We start from the raw sequence: 22,163 nt of genomic DNA on the forward strand, positions 1-22,163 counted from the left end.
GCTCCTCCCTATAAGGCCGAGTTTAATGCAACGGTGCCCTGGCTTAAGCTCCTACCACCGCGGGAGCATTGCCCGCCCTCATGCAAGTCTATTCCTGCCCTCTTGCGGCCGAGCGGAGCGTGCCTGCGCCTCAGTCAAGGCAAATCGTCGGGACTGGTGTTAGCGGTGAGGCACGGAGGATGCGGACTTGGCCCAGGTCACGGGACAGTGGGTCACCGAAAGGCGAACCTTCCTCCGGGAGCAGCTCGACCGCGATCACGCTGAGCGGCGCGTCATGAGGGAGTGCCAGCATCTCCAGCCAAGTTCCGATATCATCATGATCCCAGAAGCCGAACCCATGTGGCTCGCTGCCTGAGCGGCCTCGACGCTGATCATCTGTGATCCGCATGGGACATCGACCGAGTAGTACGTTCCGCCAAACCTTTCCATCTGCCTGTCGGACCTGGACATACAGCAAGCCCCACAACTCCGTGTTGGGCGGGTCAGCGCGCATGATCTGACCATCGGAAACCGGGGTCGCGTATGGTGCGCTGATCCGTATCCCGGTCACGAAACGGGAGACGCTACAGGTTAGGACTGGCGCGGGATGTTGCACGCCAGTGACCCTCAGGGGTGGGCCGAAACGAGCCTGCGCGGTCGACCAGCCATCGTAATGGCCGATCCTGATCTCGTAGACAAAAAAGCCGAAGAGCTCCGGCGAGGCGTCGTTGAGGCCATCGGGCAGTGGCACAAGGTAGTGTCGCTTCAGCCCGGCGGAGTCCGTGGCGGTCAGGAGCTGCATTGCGTCGAGCCCCGAAGCGTCGGCCGGTTGACCAGGGATGATGACCCGCGTGAGCTCGGGATCAATGGCAAGGGGCGGCTCCAGAGGTCCAGGCGGCTCTGCCGGTACCGCCGCGATCAGCATCGGATCTGGCGCGTATGCCAGCACCCGCGCGAAGAGCGCATCCCCCGGTGCGAGCACCGGTTCCGCGAACTCCAGCCATAAGCGCCTTAGTCTCGGCTCGGTGGAGGCGTACGACTCATCGTGCAGATAAGGAGAGAGAGCCAGCCCGGCCGAGACGAGTCGTGGCGTCTGCGTTGGTGGGGCGGCAATCGGGAGACGCAGGACGATCTCGAACGGATCGTCGTCAGATACCGATGCTGCCTTAAACCGTGGTATAATCCGGTAACTGGCTTTTATCTCCGCCGGAGGCCGCCCTGGAAGGGGCTTGGGGTCTATGCCGTCCAGGAACAAAAGATCGGTTGACGCCCGATCCATCTGCCCCGGCCGGATGGCGTGCCCGCTCAGAGTACGTCGAAGATCTATCGTGCCGACGACCTCTTCCGGACCGCTGTCGAGGCTGCGGCGTACTTCGAAACTGCTGTCCTGCAGGGCGTCCCAGGTCCAGTCGCGATCGAGCCGCAGCGGAATCGCCACGATCCATTGGCCGGTGAGCTCCGCCAGACTGGCGAAGGCTACTGAGGCGTGCTCTGGTGAAAGGACATGGCGCAGGGCAGCCGAACAGCCGATCGCCAACCGGCGCCCAGCAGGGCCGAGAAACCTGTTATCGCGAAGATCAAGCCGCAGCTGCCGGGCGAAGCGTTGGGCGAGACTTTCCGGCGCCTCGGTCTGCCGGCCCGCTGCCGCCTGGATGCGCGCCAAGTAGGTGCCCTCGGCTGGATCGGGCCGCAGGAGCAGTGCCTGCACTAGACGTTCCGGCGATTCGGTGAGGAGCCCGGTCTCATCCGCCGAGTCTCGGCGCACATGGAAGGTCACTGAGCCACCCAAGCGCGCTGCTTGATTGCCGAAGTATTCGAGCTTGGCATCGTTCCGGCTCAAGAGCGCCCAGTCCTGAACCTCGGCCAACAGCGGATCCGGCAGCATGGGTGCCGCAAAGGCGGGATCTCGCCGGCAGAGGGGGGTGGTGGTGATGAAGACGTCGCGCGCCGTAGGAATCAGCAGATCACCATCATCTTCCGGCAAAGGGAACAGGCTGATGTCCGCGGCATCCTCGAACCTGACCCGCAGCTGTAGAGATTCGTCGAGATCGTCCGGGAACGACCGCATGGTCGAGTACAGGCGCCACCGCGCTCCACCACCAGGTTCGTTTTCAGGGTCGAACTCCAAGCTGCTGACGGCCACGTCAATCCGGAGCATAGCGACATCGGGATCCGGCACCGTCGCCTGCCGTTCCTGGCCTGCCGCGGTGGCGTCCTGCAGGAGCAGCGCTTCAGCATTGGGGAGCTCTGTGTAGAGCGCCGACGGATACCCGATCCTGGGCCGCGGGATCTCGAATTCCAGCAGGTTATCAGCTAACTCTGCGGGCGGAGCAAAGTGTACGCGGTTAGGCGGGACGTAGCGTCGGAAACGGCATAGGCCTGTGACAGTCCGCGGCGATCTTGGAGTCTCGGCGTCCGGAGAGGGGCCGCCGCCCGTCAAGTCCGCGAGGCGGACGCGGAAATCATAGTTGCCACCGTACTTGAGAGGCGTGAGGCCGAGCCCCTTAGGAGCCAGCATGGTCGGGCTTGAGGGTAGGCCTGCGAGTTGGTGGGCGAGTTCATGCCGACCGATGAGGGAGAAGCCGTTCCACTGGGCGAAGTACGGCGGCAGCCAGTACTCGCCCTCGCGCTGGCCCTGAAGTTGGCTCGGCGCCAGTTCGACTGTCATCTCATCATCGAAATGGCCGATGTCGGTGTCACCGACCTTGAGGTCGCCTTCAAACCGGACGAGGGATGTCCAAGGGCCTGGACCTTTAGCGTCGCGCACGTCAACCCGGAAGCCTCGGATGCCAAGGGGGGTATCCCGCGCTGTCAGCGGGTTGTTGCGGGGATCGTCTGTGAGTTGGCGGTTAAGCCAGATCACAATCTGCTCATCGTCCCAACCGAGCCTGACGCCGCTGTCCCGATCAAGCTTAATGCCATCGTCGCCCTGACCCGCCCGGTTAAGCATATCCGTGCGGGGGGCCTGATAGGTATGCACGATCCGGGCGAAGCCATCGTCGTATAGCTCCGACTCCAGCAGCATCTCGTCGTATTCGCCACCACCGGGGGCCGAGCGCACCGGAAAGAGCAGCGCCGCGAAGACGGCGCGAGCTGCCGCGTCGCGAAGTGGCGGGATGCGGGCTGCATAGGAGCGAACGAGGTCAGGAGTTCCCGCAAGCGCCGTCGCATAGTCGCTGTCGTGTGCCAGAGAAATATAGAGCCATCCGCCCTGATCGAAGAACCCTTGAGCCGGATCAAGCGATGACCGGTACATGAACCCGAGCTTCTCAGCCAACAGCGGCTGGCGGATAGCCTGGGCCAGAATCGGCTCCCAAGTGGGTGGCTGGGGGGGCTGTGGCGGCTTCAGCTTTGGTGGTGCTCCATTCACCAGGGCGCAGACGTAGCTGTCATCCGTAACTGCGAACTCGGTCCTAGCCCGCCGGAACCCAGTCGCCTCCATATAGCTTGGCATTAGCAGCTTTTTAATGCAGGTCTTCGCCGTCACGGGTGCGTAGGGCTTTGCGTTGCCACTTATGGAGAAGCGGGTCGCAAGCGTTTGGAATAGCTCCTTCTTGTCCGCTGGGTCTGCCACTACTAGCGCCGGCTCCGCCGTCACGTCGGCTGGTGTTGGCAACCTGTCGAGACTCGGAATAAGCTTAGCGACGAACTTAATCTGTGCATCGGCGAAGGCAGGCTCACCCGGGATAAGTGGCTGCAGCGGATGGCCAAAAGCGCCAACCAGCACGTTGAGGAACAACCGACCGCCGTCCCAATGCTGCGGGAAGGGCAGGACCACAAGGCGTGTGTCGGCGATTGCCATCAGAAGCCCCTTGCCATAGGGAGAACCGTCGTCGCAATGAAGAAGGCTGCTGCGAGCTTTTCGTCGACCTCGAACTCGACCTCAAAGGTCTTGTTGAAGATCCAGCCGTAGGTGACGTCAAAGGCCAAGGTCGTAGACCCTTTGAGGCCGAAGTCATCGTTGTGTCGCTCCGCGATCAGCAGCATCTCGAAGCTAAGCTTCACGGCGGCGAGGCCTTCCAGCAGCTCGCCCTCGACCTCGCGCTCCTCCGAGACGCCAAGTCCAATCTTGTTCACGCCAATGGAAAAGCGGCTGACGATGCTCAACGATCGCGAGCCGGCGATCTTGATAAACAAGGGGAGCTCGGCTTCGATGGTCCCAATGGCGCTCCAATAGATGCTGACCTCAGTCTCTCCCTCGCTCTTGCCAGCGATCTGAATCTTCGAGCCTCCCCCGAGAAACACCGGGAACGGTGGCAAGATCCTCTGCTGCACTTTGGAGGCCAGCTCCAAGTAGAAATGCCATGTACCGCTGTCGCTGAGGGCGCCATCATAGGCCGCGCCGGGCTTATCCGCTTCCTTTCCAAAGCCGGTTTTCAATTCCACCTCGACCATCAGACCCGGGCCCGCCTTGATCGCAGCGTCCACGAGCTCGTCAACAATCTTGCCAAGCGGAAAGCTGAAATCGGCCCCGCTCTTGAACGCGAATGTGTTGTTGGTGAGGGACACTCCGAACGGGAATGGCAGGCCAAAGGTAGTCAGCAGGTCGATAACGAATTGGACCGGCGACAGAACACCACCGAACTCCATCTGCGGCTCGGCGAGCTGCGGGGCCTCGTTGGAGCTGCTGACAATGGTGCCCACCACCTGCATCAATTCGGGCAAGAGGTCGAAATCTCCAAGGATGCCGACCGGTCCCACGCGGCAGGACCAGTCGGGCTTCAGGTCCGAGTCGATCTTGTATTCCACCACTGCGCCTGGCCTGAACCGCGACCTCACCTGGAGAGCGCTCGCCTTTGAGAGAGTGCGTTCGGGCAGACTGATCGGGAACTGTCCTGGGCTGAGCCCAGGCTGAGGCGGAATCTCGAGGCGGACCTTGCGCCGTCCCGTCAGCCGCAGCATCGTGTTGGCTGGCATAGTATGGCAGAGATCGCTGCGCGGGAAATAAGCCACCCCGCCAGCGAGAGAGTACATATCCGCGAAAAGGAAGGTAGAGCCACCGTACACTGTGGTGTCGTTTGGCAGCACATGCGGCCGCGGCACTAACATACGTTGGGCGCCGGTCGACTGGAGCAAATAGTACTCGGTCTCCGGATTCGCCGGCTGATGAAGGTCCGAGGGCTCTGAGAACCGGTAGGGGCCCCCAATCCTATCCCGGATGAGCGGGACAGCTCTCCCAGGAGCCAAGTGGTGAGGCTCATTCTCCCCGGCTCCACGATAGGCGACGCTCCACTGGCCGACGTTCGGCAGTTCCACCGCACCTCGGGCCACGGCTACGAAATGGGGATTGTTCGCGGCGCTCACCGTGCGATCGACCTCGACCCGAGTCAGGCGCATATGCAGACCGGATCGCCCAACGTCGAGCTCACAATCGATCGGGCCGCCAACGGGTCCAACAGCCCTGATCAGATCTGCGATCTGCTCCTGGCTCAGCGGCCCATCGTCCGGTCTGATCTGAACATAGCCGATCACGTCCCGCATGGTGACGAGCCCGTCTCTATCTGCGCCGAGGGTGGCGTTCTCAATCAAGGCCTCGGCGTCAAACAGCACTTGCGTCAGCAGGACGCGGATTGGTTCGGCGGCATTGTTCGGATTTGGATAGCTCCGCTCATGGGTGACGCTGGTGTCGCGGATACGGCGCACATGGACGAGCTTCAGCACGACGCCAGGATGCACGATCACACCGGGGCCCATGTCGTACTTGCCGTCGCTTGCCGCCTGCCAACCGCTGTCACGCCGGAACACGCCGGCGCTTCCTGTGCGCTGCATCGTGATGGTGCGCACGACGGTGACGCCCCATGGGTACATGAGCGATTTCGCTTGCACGACCTCGTGCAGCGTGCGACCGAGGATGGCATCAAACCGCGCTTGGGCGATGCCGGGAACTGGGACCTCTGGGTAGCGCCAGTCGCTGAAGAGGCTGGCCCCGTATCCCGACAGGTCGATCCGCACCACTGGTACCCGCGGCGCAGTGGCGTTCGGACCGAAATCGCCGTTGAAGATCATCTTCACCGGGGCAAGTACGCTGGTCAGGGCGCCTGGGTTAAAGTTATGGCGCTCATGGCCGTTGTCGAGCTGCAGCGCTGCTCCCGGCAGGGAGGGGGGTGGGCCACCTGGGAGGTCGAGGGGCGCCCGCAGGCTAACTTGGAGCCCCCCGGTGAGACCTGCCGCCTGGAAGTCCGGCCGGACCTCTGTGAAGTCTGGTGCCTGCAGCCCAACAAGCTCGTGCGGGATCCGACGCCAGCCGAGCTCGGAGAGGGCGATGATACCGAAAGGCAAGGTGAAGCGGGCGCTCAGCGTCAGCTGGTCGGTTTCCCGCTGCATATCCTTGAGGAACACTGAGAGGGCAGGTTGCGGCGCGACCGGCACGAGACTTGCCGTCGGCACGGCAAGGCGTGTCGGCCCCCCGTCCGTGTCAGAGAAGAGACTCGGAGGAAATACTTCGTTGATCTCAGAATTAGGCAGGTTGTAAACGGGCTCCCAATGGAACGCGGGCAGCGTGAACACCGTAAGGTTCCAGGCCGCAGTGACAAGATCGACGCCACTGAGCCCCAGGACTGGGCCTTCTGCTCCCTCCCGCCGGTGCATCGCCAGGCCGAAGCCAACGCCGAATTGGTCGGCGTGACTGGACATATCGAGGAGAACGAAGCGTTCCACGGGCCGGCCAACAGCTCTCGCAAATTTCTCCTCAAGAGCACTAAGGTCTCGTCGATCGCGTTCAGAAACTTGGCCATGGGTGCTGCCGATCCCATGTTCCTGTGGCTGCTGGGCTGGGACAATCGGCACCTCACGGTCGCTCCAATCCTTATCGCGGCTGCGCAGATTGAAGTTGAGCCAAGGCTCGACAGCCGGCTGCCAACTAACGGTGGGCACGACGATCAACCCAGCACGGCCCTGGTCGAGCTCTCGATGACGTCGGGGCAGCGTCAGGTTCGAGGCGTAGGGATCAGGCAACGTCGGCAGCAGCACAAGGAGGGGGAAGGCCAGCGAGAGGCTGCCGGACTCGATGGCGCCCGCGGCCGAGAGGACACCACTCACGCGTAAGAAAGCTGCTGACGCCACACGCAACAGGGTGTTGCTCAAAGCGAAGGATGCCTCTGGCTGTGGCTGTGGCTGCCCGGTGACAGGGTCCACCGGCTGGCCTGCCTGCGCGGTGAGCCCGAACGCAAGACCCAGTGCATCCAGGGACAGGGTCACTGCCCCGTCCTCCGACATGAAGGGCACCCGCCCACCGTCAGCCAAGACTGGACGGTCAAGATTTGCTGCGCAGCGAAGGCCGCTAAGCCGAACCACTTCGCCACCCATCTCTTCGGCGCTAGCGTAATAGCTGACTTCGATCGCCTTCCGGGCGGTGAGCTCGATCAGCGATCGCCGCAGGCTTGGCTTTTCCGGCCATAGGAGCAACGCCTCCTGCGCTGCGCTACGCGCCCCTTGCGCAGCAAGTGTGATTCGCCCAGACTCGATAGCTAGCTGGCTCGGCCCTAGCCTGATCTCTCCCGCCTCTGCAAAAGGCCACTCTGCCTGGAGACCCTCCCCGAGAGCCATGACCATCGCCCCAGCGCCGTCAACGGAACCAAGATTTGCGGGATCACCACCGGTCGGAATCGCCAGGACGGGAGCCCATCCGCCGTCCTCGATCCGGGTTTGGCCCGAGAGGGGGAACAGATCCGAATAGACCACCGAAACGTCAAACCGGTGCGGGTTGCTCTCGAAAGGAAAGAGCAGGCGGCCGAGGCCCGGCAGGAACCGTGGCGCTGCGCCCGGCATCGCGCGAAAAGACACGGCCTCACCGTATGCCTCTGCTGTGGCATCGGTTGCGGCCATCAGCGAGCCCCCGCCCCCGACCACAAGCGCAAGCCGGATTTCGCTTGGAAGATCAGCTCTGGCGCCTCGGGCATCGCCGCCTTCGGACACGGATACTGGATTAACAGGTGAATCGATGTTGAGTTCGAGCGTGATCGCCGTACCAGGCGCAATTCGCGCCACAGCGCCCGAAACCAGAGGCAGCGCGCTCAGATGCAAGTTCCCTCCTCGCACCCGGACTCCGAAGAACGACCCTGGTGGGCAGGCCGGATCAAACGCCGCCGCATCTAACCAGACAGACCCCTGCTGGAGGTTGATGACCAGAGCGGCGGGCACGGGGAGTTCGTGGGGAATGAGGCCGATTATCTGCCCGGTAAGGGCATTGACTAAGGAGACCTGCCGGCGCCGGTAACGGATGTCGATCCAGAACCGGCGCCCGTCCTCCGACAGGAAGGGGCCGATCGCCTTTTCCGGCAGCCACCCCGCAGCCCAGCCCGGAACGGAATCGGATACATGATCGATCCGGACCGGTAGCTCACGGCGAACAACCCGCAGCCCCGGCTCGCCGCCTGCAGCGAGAGTGTCCTCAGCAATGCGGCGGATTTCTTCCAAGACATCTTCAGGAAGGCTTTCGGTCCCCGGCGACGACGGATCCACTCCACTGTCGAGAAAGCTCGCCTCAGTCTGCCCGCCGACTAGCGCCGCAGCGAGCGCGCGCCGCGCCTCGACAAGATGCCCAGCATCGGTCCTCGGGCCGGGATTCAGGGCGCCAGTGGCGCGGGACAACAGAGAGACCAGTTCACCCGCGTCCATCGGAGCACCTTTCGGTACAGCTTCCGTCCAATCTTTATACCAGAGGCCATCAGGAGCTGAAAGCTCATAGCCCCAGCTGAATAGGCATTTCGCAATGCTGTGCCTACTGCTCCATTAGAAGGCGTCACTTTTCGAACAGGTCTGACCGACGGTAAGCGGCCTCAACTCTGTTCTCCAGCACGTGTGCAAGGGCTGCCTCAGCCACTTCACGAGGCGCACTTATCTGCTCGGCGGCCCAATCCCGGAAGGCGCTGCGGAAGCCGTGGACTGTTGCATTAATCTTCATGCGCCGGAGCACCATTTCCAGAGCCATAGTCGAGAGAGGTCGATCCACTTTCGTCCCTGGAAAGACGAGCGAACCCGCTCTACTCCGACCCAGTTCATCAAGCCAGTTCATCAAGGATGATCTTTGCGCGTGCTGGCAGAGGCACCCGATGCTCCCGTCCGGCCTTCATTCGAGCGGGTGGAACAGTCCAGATCCCACGCTCCAGCTCAAGTTCGTCCCAACGGGCATCCACCGCCTCCCCGCTCCTTGCGGCTGTCAAGATTGTGAACTCAAGGCACAAGGCACTGATGGAGCCAGTCCTGCGGAGCCTCTGGACCAGTGCCGGCACCTGATCGTAAGGGGGGGCCTTGTGGTGACCGCGGGTGAGCTTCTGACGGGCTGAAAGCAGGTGATCCAGGTGCCCCTCCACCGAGCTGGGTTCTCACCCCAACGGTGTCCTCTCGCTTTGGCAGCATCCAGCATCTTCTCGATCCGGCCCCATAAGCGTGAGGCAGTTTCAGGCACTTTAGACCAGAATGGCTTCAGGACGCTGAGGACGTGGTCGGTCGTGACCTGATCGACGGGCACCCCTCGCATCGGGTCGCAGTAAGTTTGGAGCGTCGTGCGCCACTGGTCCCGGTGCTTCGGGTTACGCCAGCCACTCTCAAGCGATGCAATAACCTCATCAGCCATTTCCCCCGAACGTTGGAACTCGTCGATCGAAGTTCCTTTTTGCGAGTGGACTACGGCCGCAGCGGATTTATGGGATGAGCTACACGCTCGTGGGAGGCGGGCCCGTCTTGGTTCCCGAAGACCTACTGTCCAGAGTTAAATCAAGATTTGAACCAGCTTCACGATTGAACCTGTATTCCGCAGGTCGCCTCCTGTACGGCTTGGGTTTTGATGTCCTTCCCACAGAGGAGCGATCCTCATGAGGTCCTATGTTCTCCTTTCGGCAATCGGCTCAACGTCAGCCGATCCAAAGCTTTCTTGGCATGGGCTTCGGGGAGCCGGAAAGCAGGGTGGTGCGGCAACAGGACCGGCAGTACATCCGTGCCTGTCCTTGTCCGTGAGCCGAGCGGCCACGACATCAAGTTGAGGGGCTCTCCATGACACGAGCCTGTATGACAGGGTTGTCAGCTTCATTCTAAAAATTGGCCTGAATTTGTTTGAGCAATGCGGTTTGCAACGCAGCCTCCGAGTTGGCGCACCCAGTGCCTGGCGGATGACCTGCGCCACAGTCCGTGTGTTTACGGCGTGTCATTGGCAGGCACAAGGCGAAGCGTGGTGGGCTGGTCGAGGGGCTGGATCACGCGCACGCTGTAGCGAAATTGCCCTTGCTCGTCGAACACCGCATTTGCTGTGACGGCAAACCGTGTCACGGAACCATCCTGTCGAACATAACTCTGCTCGAGCGCATAGGCCTTCCGTTCACCGGCCACATGCTGCTGATACAAAGCCTGCTCATCTGTCGAATTTTCCGGAGCGGTCAGATCGAAGATGCTCCGGGTCAGCAACTCGCTGCGCGAGTAGCCGGTCAGCGTACAGAACCTGGCATTGACCATGACAAGCCGCCCGGTCAGGTCTGTCTCGCCGATGCCAACGCCGGCATGCTCCTGCGTGGCCAGGAGCCGTTCCTTGGCATTCCGCATAGCGTGGACCTGGGCAGCGCTTTCAAGCGCGACGGACGCAATCTGACCTAGCTGAGTGAGCAGGGCCTCATCGTCGGGTGTAAACTCTCCGCTGACTTTGCCGGACAGCATGACCGCTCCCATCCTGCCGCCGCCCTGAGGCCCGACGAGCGGCACGGCCAGCATACCCACGAGCGGCCCAGGCAATGCTGGAGGCTCCTGCCCACCATGTGGGTCTGGATCTGGTGGCCATGCCCAGGTTGCAAGCCGCACCGGTACGCCGGACCGAATGACTTGCGTGGCGATGGCGGCTGCGGCCATGCTGATCGCCAAAGCGGACCCTTGGAGGCACTCTTCGGAGAGCGACAGGGCCGCCGAGGTATGAGGCCACAGGCCATAGGAGACGGTCTGAACGGCAGCCCAATGCGCTCCGATGATCCCACGAGCCTGATCCACGATCTCCTGCAAGGTCGCCTCAGGCGTGCCGACCGCCGCAATCCGAGCCGACGCTGCCGTCAGGGCCTTGAGCTGCTCCTGGTGCCACTGAGCTCTCGCCTCGGCCAAGACCTTGAGTTGCTCCTGGAGCCACTGGGCCTTGGCGAGATAGGCCTGCTTTTCCTGCTCAATCAGGATCCGTTCCGTGATGTCATGGTGGATCACAACTGCATAGTTGGCTCCCATATGCTTCAGGCGGGACACCCGAAGCTGGAACCACCTCTGCTCATCGGGGGAGTGGCACGGGTACTCCAGGACGAAAGTACTGTCGCCGGACAGGGCCGATCGGATGCCAACCGCCGCCGCTTTCGCGCAGGGAGCGTCGCCTCCCGTCGCACGCGCGCACACCTCGAGGTAGTTGATGCCGATATGCGAGCTGTCACCGGCCTGATTGGCTTGGCCGAAGTCCTGCCACGCCCGGTTGGTGGCGACAATCGTTCCACTCTGGTCGAGAACCGCGATAGGGGCAGCCAGAGCATCGAGAATGCCCTGAGCTGAGGGAATGGCTGGGATCCCGTTCTGCTCTGACTTGGGAGGCATGGCTGTGCCCTCCAAGAGCGTGGCTTGGATGCAGGACAACGGGCACAGGCCCGGTTCCGTTCACCGAGGCCCGCAACTTGTTCCCTCCGTTCATGGGGGAAGCATGCCTTCCGAAGGATCTCAACGCCGAGCTTGCTATGGAACCCCTGGGCCAACCGTCGCTGGCACCAGCGCATTCCGCCCTGCCAGGCACGGGAAGGTGGCGGTTGCTCTCCCTCCGACGTTCTGCTCTTCCCCTGCCCTCATCCTGCCTATGAAGGCCGCTGTCACTTTGCCTTTAACTTTGAGATTCGTTGCGGTGGGTATCGAAAAGCGACATTCTTTGCCCTTAAAGGCGAGATGCCGAGTAGGTTTGTTCGCTGCTCTTTGATCCCTGCGTGTGAACGCGGTGCTGTCTCTGGCACGCGATACGATCGACGGTGGCGAGCAAACGGGCTTCCTTGTGATCGGTTCGGAGCAAGGCGAGCTTGGCGAACTCTGTCAGGTCCCGTTCCATCTCCATCGCAGCCAGCCACACCCCTGTAAACGCTGTCTCACTTTTAGGGGGAAAATCTCGATTTCAAAGGCAAAATCTCACATTTAGCGGCGAAGGATCGCCATTGATTCTGTTGAGTTCCTCATCTCGCCTTTAGGGGCAAAGCGACACCAGGCTTGAAAGGATCACTGGGTCGCCAAGAGGGCGCAGAACACCGCCCCCGCAGACATTCCCGTTATCAGTGAGGAGTTACAGACGCTATCGCCGCAATCGGCATTACCGGATGCGTAAGAGCTTTGCTGGCATGCGCCAGCAAGGAGCTTCTAAGGTGCAAGAACCGGCTCACGAGAGTCTAAGCTAGCTGGAAACCAAGATCTTTCTAAGGTCTCCTCTAGGTCAAAGATTCACATTCCGGGCGCTCAATGAACATCAGCTCTGACCAACCAAAGCTGACCAAGGCCTTGCGTCGCAGTAGTGCCACGAGCAGAGTTCCCCCGAGGCGGCTTTCCCAACCCGCACTATTCGCTTATGCCAGAAAGCAATGCGTCGAGCTGCTCCAACTGCTCCGGCAATGCTGCCGCCGAGCCCTGTAGTGCTTCCTCGAGTGCCTCCTTGGATGGATAGACTTCGTGGAAAGTCAGCAACGTCTTCCCGCCGTGGTCCTCGAAGGTCACGGTCGTGACCGCGCCCTCTTCGTCCTCGTCGTTGGTCCAGACGATGCGCTCGTTCGGTACCACCTCGAGATACTTGCCGTAGAAGGCCATGGTGTCCGAACCGCCGGTGCCGAATTCCAGCCGATACTTGCCGCCGGTACGAACGTCCATCGTGCATGATAGAAGCGAAACGCCGGATACCGACTTTGGCATCCACCAGCGCTGGAACAGCTCCGGCTGGCTCCACGTCCTGTAAACCGTGATCGGCGGCGCATCGAATATCCGCGTGATGACGAGTTCGCGATCCCATCGGCGCTCGACTGACGTGCGGTTTTGGGCACCACCTACGCTGCTAGCTTGCCGGTTCACCGCTTCCCTCCTGTTTCAGTTCGCTGATGATGTCGTCCAATGCTTCGAAGCGGGCCTCAAAGAGCTTGCGGTGCGCCTCGATCCACTCGGCCTCCGCCTTGAGGCCGTTTGTCCCGAGCTTGCAGGTTCTCACCCGTCCGACCTTCTGCGTGACGACGAGCCCCGCCCGCTCGAGAACCTGGACGTGTTTCTTCATGCCGGTCAGCGTCATCTGGAACGTTTCCGCCAGACTGGTGATCGACGCGTCCGCTCGCCCAAGCTGATCGATGATCCCGCGGCGTGTCGCATCGGACAGCGCCGCAAACGAGAGATCGAGATGTGGATTGAGATACTGAACCATATCGTTCAGTTTCTAACCTGCTTGCGCAGAAAGCGCAAGCGTCCCGAACTTTCCCTGCCGTAGACCGGTCATTCGAGGTCATGCACCGCGACGGCGGCAAAGAAAATCGTCTGCTGCGGGTCAACCTCTGCCGATTCCTCGGTCTCCAGGGAAATCCGGTGTTCCTGGAGAGAGCAGAATTTGGGTCTGCATCCGAGTAGTGCCATTATACCCGGTCAGGGAATTTCTGACGCAATGAGGTACGGGTAGGCCGTCAGGCTTGTGAGACGGCCTGTCTCGTTGAGGAGCCGGTTCCAGGCCCGGCAGACGGCCTCCAGCACCGCGTCATAGTCGTCGAGCACGCGGTGCGAGAGATAGCGCTCGCGCGGGTAGAGCCAGACGCGTTCCACAGGGTTCAGCTGGGGTGATGCTGGCGGCAGCGGCAAAAGGGTGATGGTGTCCGGCACATGCAAGGCCCGGGCGTCGTGCCAACCGGCCTGATCGAGCACGAGCACCGCGTGCACACCGGGCTCGAGCTGCTGCGCGAAGTGCTCCAGAAAGATCGTCATCGCGTCGGCATTCACCCGCGGCAGAGCCAGCGCGAAGGTCTCGTCGGTGCCGGGCCGACAGGCGGCAAACAGATACAAGCTCTCGAAGCGCTGATCGACCACACCGGGCGGACGCACGCCACGCTCATACCAGACGCGCGTGGTCCGGCCCTTCTGGCCAAAGCGCGCCTCGTCCTGGCACCAGAGCTGAAGACGCGCCTCAGGGTGCATCGCTGCGAGGACCTGCAGCCGTGACGGGAGTTCCTTTTTTGAACGCCGCTTGTGCGGCCGGACTGCCCTTCGGGTGCGAGGGCCGGGTCTTCTGCCGCGACAGGTTCAGCCGCTTGAGCAGGCACGAGAGCCCCCACTGGCTGTAGCGGACCCCATAGGTTTGTTCGACATGCTCGCACAGGTCGACCAGACGCCAAGCGCTGACCCCATCGCGCTCGGGCTCCGGTCCGTGCAGGATGTGGGCCTTGAGGGCGGCCTGCTGCCCAGGGCTGAGTTGCTCCGGGCGCCCGGAGCGGGGCCGGTCCTGCAGACCGTCCGGTCCCTCGGCATTGAAGCGCTGGATGGCATCGTGCAGGGCCTGGCGCTCCATGCCGGCCAGCCGGGCGGCCTCCGTTCGGGTCATGCCCTCGAGCGCATTGGCGATCGCCAACAGCCGCAGGCTGGCCCGGGTGTCCTTCTCGCGAGCGGCGCGCTGGCGCAAATCCGATGGAGGGTAGTCCTGACGGATCGGGAGCCCGGCCATGGTGGTCTCCTGCAATTGCGCCCCCTGCCATCAGGGAATCATGCCAGCCACATCAATGCAAATCCGGGTCAGCAATTCTCTGGATGGGTATTAGGCGACGTTTGATCTGTGACTTTAGAAGGCTCAAGGGCGCAGCGAAGGCTGGGTCACTTGGGGGATCTGTCTCAGGTGCCATTTCTTAATCTGGAAAAGCGAAGCAAGGGAAGAACAAACGGTTAGTGGCAGCTCCGGGCCTCCCACATATTTCCGAGGGAGCGCAAAGGTTAGGCGGCGAAGTAACAAGATGTTCATCTTGAATTTGGTAAGATCTCGACTTTCAGTAGTGCTCCGTTAGACTTCCCCCAGGCTCTTCCCTGAATGAGAACGAGCTCTGGGGTGCCTTCCGATCTATGCCAATTCTGCCGTCTTTTTCTTTCGAGGGATCCCTGGTGTCCGCGCCGGAGGAGGCATACTGGATATGGCGCAACATTGTCTCGCCCCTGTTTGACGTAGCGGTCGCAGATACACAAGCCGTCGCATCGTTCCAGGTCAAAATCGACAGTTACCACTTTGGTCCGCTGCTCCTTGGAAGCGTGGCAGCGAGTGGGCAAGAGTTCCGCCGCTCCCCGGTGACGATCGCGCGCAGCGGTGTCGATCATTACCTCGTGCAGCTTTATCCCGTAGGCGGCTACGCGGGAGATGCAGAGGGCCGAACGGTCCATGTCCATCCTGGCGACCTCAGCATCCTTGATCTGTCCCGGACAATGCATACCCGGGCGGAGACCTTTCAGAACCTCAGTCTCGTGGTCCCGCGATCGGTATTGGAGCCTCTGGTGAGGAATCCCGACGGACTGCATGGCCTTGTGCTCTCAGGTCAGTCCTCTCTCGGCCACCTGCTCGCCACCTATCTGAGCACCGTCTATCAGGCGGCAGGCTCTCTCAGTTCAGAGGATGGAGCTCGTATCTCTAATGCGACGGCTAGCCTTGTCGCTGCCTGTTTCGGCCCTGCGGCCGACGCTCATGAGACAACAACGATCGCCAAACGCGCTGCACTGATCCTGACGATCAAGCGCTATATCGACAACAATCTGGCAGATCCATTGCTGACGGTGGACAGCATCGGCCGCGAGTTCCGCCTGTCAAGGGCCACACTCGGCCGAATGTTCGAGCCATTGGGTGGATTGGCGGCGTTCATCCGGGCACGGCGGATGCTCCGCTGCTTCAGCGAGATCACGTCATCAGCCCATGCTCATCGCTCCATTGCGGATATCGCCTACTCGTGGGGCTTCAACAACGAAACCGCCTTCAGCCGGACGTTCCGCGGAATGTTCGATATGTCGCCCCGGGAGGCGCGGGCTGAGGGCGCCTCGGCTCATCGGACAATCAAGCATCTTCGGCCTGGCTCGAATGGATCTGGCCAGCCAATTCTGGCCGAGTGGATCCAATATCTTCGGGTCTGATGGGTCCTACCTCCTTTGATCCTGCGCGTGAGATAAACGGCGCAAAGCTTGAGGCAAACTGCAAAGTATTTCCCCGCCCGATCCGCTAAACAGCTTGCAGGGTTAATCCGTTGCAAGGGGGCAGCCGCGATGACCGCAAAGATCATTCGGCGCCGGAGGGAACCATCCGGCAGCATCATCGAAGCCGTGTACAGTCCATCCCGGTTCTCCCAGCCGGAGGCGGCGAACGAGAACCGACGCCCTGCCTCCCCAGGCATGTCGCCGAGGGAAACCGAGATCATCACGCATCTGGCGACCGGCCAAAACCCGTCTGCCGTTGCGGATCTGTTGAAGATCGACGAGGCTGCCGTCAAGGAGCACATCAAGTCCGTTCTGCGCAAGTTGAAGACGAGAACAGCCCGGTCGCCATCAGATCGGCCCGTGAGCAAGTAAGTTGATCGAGACGCAACTGAGATACACCGCAGGACGACACTTCAATGATTTCGCTTCGCGGCCTGCTGACCAACGATCAAACATTATGAATGCCTGCAACGGGTCGATTTGGGTCTTTAAGCGCGACCGTGTGAAGGTCGGCTCGCGGTCGCGTTGCAGACGTTCTTCCCTGCCTGAGCCCAAGCGATCCAAAGGCGGCTGTTCCTCAGCGCACATGCCCGACCAAGGATCTTTCCCGGGCTCTGCCTCATTGGGAGACAAGACAGAGGAACAAAGCGAACGCCATGAGCGGCATGGGCACGGCGAAACCCTGGTTGAGGGCACTTACCCGAATCTCGGGCCTCATCGCTCGGCCTGTGCGTGAGGCGCAAGGCGAGAGCGGGGTGGTCCTCCAGCCCTACCGTGGGTATGGTTCCCCCACTGAGGTGTTCCTGATCGGCCGGGTGTTCCGCCAGTCGAAACCTTCCTCAGAGACCCGACGAGCCCCCCTCCTCGCTGATCTGCGCGATATCGGCCGACGCATCGCCCGCCGCGCCGTTCCCAATGCCGCCGGGACAGCCCGGTTCTACGGCGCGGAGGTACCCTTCACCACCGACCAGGATGGCTATTTTCGGGTTCATCTCTCCCCTGCCCTGTCGCTACCAGATGATCGTTTGTGGCACACGATGGATCTAGCTCTGGAGCAGCCCCAGACAGTTCAGGCGCAAGCGCAGATCTTCATCCCGCCGGCCAGCTGCCGGTACGTGGTCATCAGTGACATCGATGACACCGTCATGTACACCGGGGTCGCCAACAAGCTCAGGATGCTCTGGCGCCTGTTCGTCGAAGATGCCAAGAGCCGAGTGGCTTTTCCTGGGGTCGGCGCCTTGTACCGGGCCCTGCACGCCGGCACCTCAGGCCATCAGCAGAACCCCATGCTCTATGTCTCACGGGCGCCTTGGGGCATCTATGAGGTATTGGAGGAATTCTTTGACCGGCATGGAATTCCCGTTGGCCCAATCCTGTTCCTGCGCGAATGGGGTGTCTCGTGGACCAGCCCGCTGCCCCGCAAGGCCGAGGACCACAAGCGTGAGCTGATCCACAACATGCTGGCGCTCTACCGTGATCTGCCTTTCGTGCTGATCGGCGACAGCGGGCAGCATGATCCTGAGATCTACCGCCAGATCGTTGACGAGCATCCCGGCCGGGTGCTGGCGGTCTACATCCGCAATGTCTCCCGGGATCCCAAGAGGATCAGGGAGATCGAGGATCTCGCCAAGGTGGTAGCGGGGGCAGGCAGCAGCCTCGTCCTGGCGGCCGACAGCCTGGCGATGGCCGAGCACGCGGTTGGCCTTGGCCTGATTGCTCCAACGGCGCTCTCCGAGGTCCAGGATGAGAAAGCGGCCACCGCCGATACGGTGCGGCCGCCGGTGACCTATGGGATTCAGCGCCGCACTCCAGCCGCAACCGCTGATGCCGTGTCGCGGGGTGACCTGCAGCGTCTGGTCGAGACGGGATCGGAGGCCGTGCCGCCCAGCGTCGTCGTCGAGCCGGAGACGCGCCGGCCCCTCGACAAGGCTTGACGTGGCAGGGACCTTCCAGAACCAGGTGCATCGGGAACGGTCGACGGTGGAGGGTTCCGCCGCAAATCCGGAGCAGGGGCGGGAGAGAAGCAGGTCTTCATGACACGCTCATGCGGCGAGCATGTCAAACTGCTCTGAGAGTGATAGCTGCCGATTGTAGGCATACTTCGCCTGCTGCTTGCGCATCATGTGCACCGTCTCGATGCCGCCAAGGATCACACGGGCCGTGGCCGCGGATTGGAACCCGAGCATGGGTCGGACCCGGCGCTTGATTGCGCGATGATCCTGCTCAATCCGGTTATTCAAGTAGCGGCTCTGCCGGATGCGGATCGGGTTGAGCCGGCGCCTTGAGCAATCCTGCAGGCGGCTCTCTGCATCACACAACAGGATCGCTTCTTTGTTGGTCGGGCTGCCATCGATGACGATCCGCTCGGGTCGGCCATGCCGCTTCAGCGCCTTGCGCAGGAACCGCTTGGCGGCTGTGGGGTTTCGCCGTTCGCTGAACCAGAACTCCACCGTGTCCTCGTTGCTGTCGATGGCCCGGTACAAGTACATCCACCGTCCTCGGACCTTGATATAGGTTTCATCGATGTGCCACCTCCCCGTGACGGCGCGCTTCCGCTGGTTGAAGCGCTCCAGCAGCAGTGGCGCGTAATGCACGGTCCAGCGATGGATGGTCGCGTGATCGACAGTGATGCCACGCTCGGCCATCATCTCTTCCAAGTTTCGAAGGCTGAGATTGTAGGCCAGATACCACCGGACGCAGAGCAGGATCACTGAGCGATCGAAATGACGGCCTTTGAACATCTAAACCTCCGGAGCTTGCCGGAGGGATAGACAGAACCGAGTTACTGAACGGTTTGCGACGGAGCCTCTGAGCCGATGATCCCGCTCTGCAGGAAGTCTCCAGTGTGTCCGAGGCAGCCTTCAAGCGTGGGTTTGTAAAGGTCCGCTCACTGCGCACTCTTAGACCTTCAGCAGGCTGCTCGGTAGGCATAGCCTAACTGCTGGCTCTGCATGTTGTCGCTTTACCCGCTCGGGTCAGAGTGGCCCCCTTCCCTTTGATCCAGAACTCGACCTCGCCCTGCATATACCGGCCTCCGTCCGCAGACAGAGCCTGCGGGAGCGTCGTCTCAGCTGAGGATCCGGCATAGACGAGCTTCACTGATCCCGGTGCGGTGCTTGGGGGAGAGAACATGGCCTGAAGCTTTGTGCCATCGGCACAGGTGTAATGAACAGGTTTATGACCTTGGGCCACCGCTCCATGGGCGGTGCCTACCAAAAACAGCGCGGTCGATAGAGCCCAGCCGACGAGAGGGATCGAACGATTCATAAAACTTTCCCTTCTTTACCACCCGCCATCAGCAACGCCACATTGATGCAGTTTTACCATGCCGAACTGCCCTGTTGAAAGCATTCGAGTACATCCTGTTCCTGTCAGCCTTGTCCATTTAGGTGGCAATAGCGCAAGGATGACGGTTGGCTTTCATCCCATGCCTGTGCCAGCATTACCCATGTGAACGTCCATCTGAAAGTGGCGGAACCTTCATGAGGCTAATCGTATCACTTGTTTCAATGTCAATGTTCCTGATGCCTACTATTGCCCTGTCGGGGCAAGGCTTCGATGTGATTGTTCTCGGCGCTTTGGGCGGCATTCAAGACGGCAATCTCAGTTCCTACCTCATTCGGCCACACGGGGACCGCAACGCCATCGCCTGTGATGCCGGCAGTCTGATCAACGGGTTGAAGGTCGCTCAGGACAAGGGCGTCTTCAGAGACGTCAAAGTGCCTGACGGTTCGAGCGACAGCGTCATCGGGCACGTGTTGAAAAGCGAGATCAAAGGCTACCTGATCAGCCATGCTCACCTCGACCACGTGCAGGGGCTGGTGATCGCTTCACCCGATGACAGCAACAAGACCATCTATGGCCTGCCATCGGTGAGTGCGGAGATTGAACAGACCTACTTTAACTGGAAGGCTTGGCCCAACATGCTCGACCGTGGCCAGCCGCCGCAGCTGAAGAAGTATCGCCTCGAGGATCTAAAGCCTGGGGAGGCCAAAGAGCTGACCGGAACCAGGATGACCGTCACGGCCTTCCCGCTCAACCATGGGGGAGCCGAATCCACTGCCTTCCTCATCGAAAGTGGAGACGACGCCGTCCTGTGCTTTGGCGATACAGGCCCTGACGAGGTCCAGAAGGCTTCCAACATGCAGGAGATCTGGACGGCGACCGCCGACAAGGTCAGGCAGCGGATACTGAAGGCCATCATTCTGGAAGCGTCGTACACCAGCGACCGGCCCGACAATCTCCTGTTCGGACATCTGACGCCGAAATGGGTCCACAAGACGCTTCGGGCTCTGGATCAGAAGGCGGGGGGCAATGCCCTGAAAGGACTGCCGGTTGTCGTGAGCCACATCAAATACTCATTGACCATTGAGCAGCCTCAGGAGGCGATCCGCCAAGAGCTGGAGGCTGGCAACGATCTCGGTGTTCAGTTCATGATCCCGGAACAGGGTACGCTTTACCACTTCCAGTAAGGTGATGAACTTGCATCGCCTCAGCGCCACGCAGGGGCAGACCATCGCTTCACCCGTGCGTGCCCGCCGGGATCATCGTGTGCAGTCCCGTTCAAGCCGAATATCGGAGAAGGTCCTTGAGCGCCGGTTCCAAATCCGTGATCGGCTGGATTCGTGGCGGGAACTCCAGTGTCAGATCCTCCGGCCAAGCGATAATGTGGGTTCCAGCCTTAAGGGCGGCCTGGGCTCCGGTCGGACTGTCTTCGATGGCAATACACTGCTGCGGCTTAAGCCCGAGAAGCGTCGCCGCCCGCTCATAAGGCTCAGGGTCGGGCTTGCCGCGCACCACGTCATTGATCGATACCGAAACGAACCCGGGCGTTTCCAAGCCGAGTACCCGGATATTAGCGTTCACCACGATCCGGTCGGAATTCGACACAAGGGCCTGTCGGAGCCCCGCCTGCTCGAACAACCGCCAGGCCTCCGGTGCGCCGGGACGCGCTGCGATCTCTGCTGCATGGGCGGTGTAGTAGCTGTATTTGAGCCGGCGCCACTGATCGAAGCTCATCGACAAGCCGAAGGTCTGCCGGCACTTCTCGTAGACGACCTTCGCGGCCTGGCCGACGATCTCATGATGAAACTCATCGGGCACCTCCACCCCCTCGGTTGCCAGGGCATGGCGAAGGGCACGAAAGTGCATGTCCTCGCTCAGGAGCAGGGTGCCATCGATATCCCACAGCACGGCACGAAACGGATGCTGTCCTGGCCTGGTCCCGTGTGGGTGATCGTTCGTCATAGGATCAGCTCCATCGTAGCCCTGGATTGAGGAAGACGCATGGGCCGTCTCGTGGCTGGACCCAAACAGCTCCAAGCGTCAGGTCAAGAGGTATGGGCGCTCACCTATTCGTTTCAATGATCCCGTCGCGTCTTCAGGCCACATTTTAGTCCTCCTGAGGGCCAACCATCCCGACGCGGCTGCAGTTTAGGCCTGGCGTGGAGGGTCTGATGCTGGATCTGGTGATTGGCGCAAGGCGCAAGGATCTCGGCGGCTTCGAGGTTGGTCGGGTGCTGCCGTTCATGCGGCGGCGCATGGTCGGGGCCGGTTATCTTCTTCGACCATATGGGCCCCGTAGATCTGCCGCCCCATGTACCTCGGACGACCGACATGCGCCCGCGCCCCCACATCGGCCTCTCAACCGTCACCTACCTGTTCAATGGCGAGATCATGCACTGGGACAGCACGGGGGCGCAGCAGGCCATCCGGCCCGGCGCCGTGAACTGGATGACGGCCGGCAGCGGCATCAGCCACTCCGAGCGGTTCGACGGCCCCATCCGGCAGAGCGGCGGGCGGGTGCACGGCATCCAAGCCTGGGTGGCTCTGCCGGATGCCCAGAAGGAAATGGAGCCGGACTTCATCCATCATGGCGCGGAGGACCTCCGGGTATTCGGTGAGCCTGGTGTCACGGCTCGGCTGATTGCCGGACGGGCCTTTGGACTGACCAACCCGGTCAGGGCACTACATCCTGTGGCTTGACAGGTCAGCGCGACAGAGCCCGGTAGATTCTATCG

At 61.5% G+C, this 22,163-nt stretch carries 16 protein-coding genes and 1 pseudogene; 5 read left to right on the forward strand and 12 right to left on the reverse strand.

Going from position 1 to position 22,163, the window contains the following annotated elements; all coding sequences use genetic code 11:
* Positions 1–130: 130 nt before the first annotated feature.
* From HPT29_RS26510 to HPT29_RS26540, 9 genes are all read right to left on the reverse strand, one after another.
* Positions 131–3,781, reverse strand: coding sequence for a hypothetical protein (locus tag HPT29_RS26510; protein WP_173945857.1), 3,651 nt, complete (start codon positions 3,779–3,781; stop codon positions 131–133).
* Positions 3,781–8,595 carry a hypothetical protein gene (locus HPT29_RS26515; protein ID WP_173945856.1) on the reverse strand — a complete coding sequence of 1,605 codons (4,815 nt, stop codon included), beginning with the start codon at positions 8,593–8,595 and terminating at the stop codon, positions 3,781–3,783. The genes HPT29_RS26510 and HPT29_RS26515 overlap by 1 nt, the downstream gene beginning before the upstream one ends.
* A 383-nt stretch (positions 8,596–8,978) precedes the next feature.
* Positions 8,979–9,209: a tyrosine-type recombinase/integrase gene (locus HPT29_RS29070; protein ID WP_432807317.1), complete on the reverse strand. Its 231-nt coding sequence runs from the start codon at positions 9,207–9,209 to the stop codon at positions 8,979–8,981.
* Positions 9,137–9,553 carry a phage integrase central domain-containing protein gene (locus tag HPT29_RS29075; protein ID WP_432807318.1) on the reverse strand — a complete coding sequence of 139 codons (417 nt, stop codon included), beginning with the start codon at positions 9,551–9,553 and terminating at the stop codon, positions 9,137–9,139. Before HPT29_RS29075 ends, HPT29_RS29070 begins: the two co-directional genes overlap by 73 nt.
* A 557-nt stretch (positions 9,554–10,110) precedes the next feature.
* A complete protein-coding gene (locus HPT29_RS26520; RefSeq protein ID WP_173945854.1) occupies positions 10,111–11,526 on the reverse strand; it encodes a PAS domain S-box protein in 1,416 nt (471 codons plus the stop codon).
* Between the two features lie 993 nt (positions 11,527–12,519).
* On the reverse strand, positions 12,520–13,023 hold the full coding sequence (locus HPT29_RS26525; protein ID WP_173945853.1) for an SRPBCC family protein: 504 nt from the start codon (positions 13,021–13,023) through the stop codon (positions 12,520–12,522).
* Entirely contained in the window at positions 13,007–13,363 is a 357-nt protein-coding gene (locus tag HPT29_RS26530) for an ArsR/SmtB family transcription factor (RefSeq protein ID WP_173945852.1), read from the reverse strand. Before HPT29_RS26530 ends, HPT29_RS26525 begins: the two co-directional genes overlap by 17 nt.
* 215 nt (positions 13,364–13,578) lie before the next feature.
* Positions 13,579–14,121: an IS630 family transposase gene (locus tag HPT29_RS26535; RefSeq protein ID WP_259060874.1), complete on the reverse strand. Its 543-nt coding sequence runs from the start codon at positions 14,119–14,121 to the stop codon at positions 13,579–13,581.
* Positions 14,111–14,644 (reverse strand): IS630 family transposase, encoded by a 534-nt coding sequence (locus HPT29_RS26540; RefSeq protein ID WP_259060875.1) that lies wholly within the window; start codon positions 14,642–14,644, stop codon positions 14,111–14,113. The genes HPT29_RS26535 and HPT29_RS26540 overlap by 11 nt, the downstream gene beginning before the upstream one ends.
* Positions 14,645–15,033: 389 nt before the next feature.
* On the opposite strand from HPT29_RS26540, the gene HPT29_RS26545 reads away from it, so the two are divergent.
* The 3 genes from HPT29_RS26545 to HPT29_RS26555 all read left to right on the forward strand — a co-directional run bounded on the left by HPT29_RS26545 (position 15,034) and on the right by HPT29_RS26555 (position 18,077).
* Complete coding sequence (locus HPT29_RS26545; RefSeq protein WP_173945026.1) at positions 15,034–16,083, forward strand: helix-turn-helix domain-containing protein; 1,050 nt, start codon at positions 15,034–15,036, stop codon at positions 16,081–16,083.
* 129 nt (positions 16,084–16,212) lie between these two features.
* Positions 16,213–16,515: a LuxR C-terminal-related transcriptional regulator gene (locus HPT29_RS26550; protein ID WP_173945027.1), complete on the forward strand. Its 303-nt coding sequence runs from the start codon at positions 16,213–16,215 to the stop codon at positions 16,513–16,515.
* A 293-nt stretch (positions 16,516–16,808) separates the two neighbouring features.
* Positions 16,809–18,077 carry an App1 family protein phosphatidate phosphatase gene (locus tag HPT29_RS26555; RefSeq protein ID WP_173945029.1) on the forward strand — a complete coding sequence of 423 codons (1,269 nt, stop codon included), beginning with the start codon at positions 16,809–16,811 and terminating at the stop codon, positions 18,075–18,077.
* Positions 18,078–18,185: 108 nt separating this feature from the next.
* Here HPT29_RS26555 and HPT29_RS26560 read toward each other — a convergent pair whose 3' ends face one another.
* The gene (locus HPT29_RS26560) at positions 18,186–18,884 is read right to left on the reverse strand and encodes an IS6 family transposase (protein WP_259060880.1); all 699 of its coding nucleotides are present in this window, start codon (positions 18,882–18,884) and stop codon (positions 18,186–18,188) included.
* Between the two features lie 193 nt (positions 18,885–19,077).
* Positions 19,078–19,410, reverse strand: a complete 333-nt coding sequence (locus HPT29_RS26565; protein WP_173945222.1) for an MliC family protein — start codon at positions 19,408–19,410, stop codon at positions 19,078–19,080.
* Between the two features lie 215 nt (positions 19,411–19,625).
* Here HPT29_RS26565 and HPT29_RS26570 point away from each other — a divergent pair, with 215 nt between their 5' ends.
* The gene (locus tag HPT29_RS26570) at positions 19,626–20,615 is read left to right on the forward strand and encodes an MBL fold metallo-hydrolase (protein WP_173945223.1); all 990 of its coding nucleotides are present in this window, start codon (positions 19,626–19,628) and stop codon (positions 20,613–20,615) included.
* 91 nt (positions 20,616–20,706) lie between these two features.
* On the opposite strand, the gene HPT29_RS26575 is transcribed toward HPT29_RS26570, so the two are convergent.
* Positions 20,707–21,390: an HAD family hydrolase gene (locus HPT29_RS26575; protein WP_173945224.1), complete on the reverse strand. Its 684-nt coding sequence runs from the start codon at positions 21,388–21,390 to the stop codon at positions 20,707–20,709.
* A gap of 209 nt (positions 21,391–21,599) precedes the next feature.
* Here HPT29_RS26575 and HPT29_RS26580 point away from each other — a divergent pair.
* A pseudogene (locus tag HPT29_RS26580) lies at positions 21,600–22,122 on the forward strand (pirin family protein); the annotation flags it as partial.
* Positions 22,123–22,163: the final 41 nt, after the last annotated feature.

The sequence above is a fragment of the Microvirga terrae genome (assembly GCF_013307435.2).
Classification (GTDB): Bacteria; Pseudomonadota; Alphaproteobacteria; order Rhizobiales; family Beijerinckiaceae; genus Microvirga; species Microvirga terrae.